Annotated in this window: 1 protein-coding gene and 3 pseudogenes; 2 read left to right on the top strand and 2 right to left on the bottom strand. The window is 67.4% G+C overall.

Annotated features, from left to right (window positions below; translation table 11 throughout):
- A pseudogene (locus ABZ070_RS37165) lies at nt 1-165 on the top strand (GntR family transcriptional regulator); the annotation flags it as partial.
- Between the two features lie 53 nt (nt 166-218).
- On the opposite strand, the pseudogene ABZ070_RS37160 reads toward ABZ070_RS37165, so the two are convergent.
- Nucleotides 219-416 (bottom strand): annotated as a pseudogene (locus ABZ070_RS37160) (YdcF family protein); the annotation flags it as partial.
- Between ABZ070_RS37160 and ABZ070_RS37155 the strand changes: the two are divergent.
- A pseudogene (locus tag ABZ070_RS37155) lies at nt 413-775 on the top strand (ElyC/SanA/YdcF family protein); the annotation flags it as partial. The pseudogenes ABZ070_RS37160 and ABZ070_RS37155 sit on opposite strands and share 4 nt — an antisense overlap.
- 141 nt (nt 776-916) lie before the next feature.
- On the opposite strand, the gene ABZ070_RS37150 reads toward ABZ070_RS37155, so the two are convergent.
- The gene (locus tag ABZ070_RS37150) at nt 917-1,135 is read right to left on the bottom strand and encodes a hypothetical protein (RefSeq protein ID WP_356640604.1); all 219 of its coding nucleotides are present in this window, start codon (nt 1,133-1,135) and stop codon (nt 917-919) included.
- Between the last annotated feature and the right edge of the window lie 598 nt (nt 1,136-1,733).

Genomic DNA, 1,733 nt, shown 5'->3' with positions numbered 1-1,733 from the left:
CAGCTCCCGGCGGGAGAGCCCGTCATGGAGTTGCACCGCACGACGCGCACGGCCGACGGGACCGTAGTCGAGTTCGCCATTGGCGTTCACGCCGCGTTGCGATTCGCCTGGGAGTACGACTTCAAGGTCCCGGACTCCGCACAGCCGAAGGACGGCGACTCGTGACTCTGCCGGCCGCAGTCCTCGAGGACGCCCAACGCCTCTGGAACTACCTCGTCGGGGACGCCCAGCTCGATGGCATGCTCGCGGTAGTGCTCAGCTTCACCGCGCGGCATCCGGTCACGCGTGGTTTTGCTCGTGGCTCCGGTAAAGACGACCAGCGGCGCCATGCCGCGCTGATACAGCTCCGCGGTCACCTCGGCGACGCCGAGGTCGTGGCTGCCCAAGCTGATGGCGACGGAGCATGGGCGGGGCTGCAATCCTCGTGGAGCCGCAGGCCCAAAACACCGGGGAGAACATCCGCTTCTCGCGTGCGCTGCTGGAGAAGCGAGGGGTCTTGGTGTCGTCCGTGCTGCTCGTCAGCAAGCCATACGAGGAACGCGGGGCCTACGCCACGGCGCGCAAGTTGTGGCCGGAGGTCGAGGTCGTGAGCGCTTCAGCGCCCATGACCATGGAGGCCTACACCGACTCAATCGGCGACGCTCGCCTCGTCGTGGACATGCTGGTTGGAGCGCTTCAGCGCCTGCTGATCTATCCGGCCCAGGGCTTCATGATCAGCCAAGAGGTTCCCCAGGACGTCCAGGACGCCTACGATCGTTTGTGCGCCCAGGGGTTCAGATCGGGGCCCGTACGCTGGTCGCGAATCGGGCAGTCTGTGGACCTGCCCGTCAGCCGAGGGGGAACGCTCGCGAGGGAGCGCCCCGCAACGCGTGGCTGCGGGGCGCCGATCCGCTTTCACAACGGGCCCTAGTGGGGTTTAGTCGACCGTCTGCCCGTTGTGCACACCGCCTCTGCAGGTCGGGAGCGGGGCCGTCGACCGATCGATCGTTCCGCCGCCGTCCAGACACTCACCCGGGGTGACGCTGGCCGGGGTGACGCTGCCGGCGGTGGCGGTCGCGGTGGCGGCGCCTGTGAGGCCGAGTCCGGCGAGGGCTGCCGTGGCGAAGACTGTGGCGAGGATTCGTCGAATGCGCATTTGGTTCGCCTTTCACAGATTGCCTCGGTTGGGGCACTAACCAGCTTGATCTTCACCCATATGGGTGGCACGTCATGTTGGGCCATTCGGGTGACGGTGTTGTCGGGTGCGGGGTCGGTGACGCTACCCGTCAGAGCGGATGGAAGCCCGTGCCACATCCGTGCCAGAAAGAGCGGATCCCAGCGGTCAAGAGCTCAAGCGCGACGCCTCACGATTAATCACCAGAGGCCGTTTGCGCTGGTCAGCGTCAACCCCCTCCGTGACGGCCCGGTGATTCCCAAGCTCAAGGCCCGTCCGGGCGGAACTACGTTGTGCCCCGTGTCGACAACTCTGCACCCGTGCCCCGAGTGCGCCCAGACGATGAAGGCCGGCGGCTGATCCTGTCCGGCCGGGAAGACGATGGCGCGCGAACCTGCCGCACGCTGTGGCGGTGCCCCGCTCGACACGTCTGGTGGAGGTGGGCGGACCGTCCGGACGACCCGCTGGAGCTCTGTCCGCACCCCCAGCTCTTCCGGTCCTGACATCTACGACTGACATCAACGAGGGCGCACAGCCGCATCCGCGAGCGACCCAGCACGGCGGCCGGACGCCCCGGCGT

The sequence above is a fragment of the Streptomyces sp. NPDC006283 genome (assembly GCF_040613325.1).
Lineage (GTDB): Bacteria > Actinomycetota > Actinomycetes > Streptomycetales > Streptomycetaceae > Streptomyces.
Note: the sequence above shows the minus strand (reverse complement) of the source record. Positions and strands in the feature narration are given on the sequence as shown.

Excerpts from the sequence above, each read along its gene's own strand:
- ABZ070_RS37150 (WP_356640604.1), bottom strand. The coding sequence starts at position 1,135 with ATGCGCATTCGACGAATCCTCGCCACAGTCTTCGCCACGGCAGCCCTC.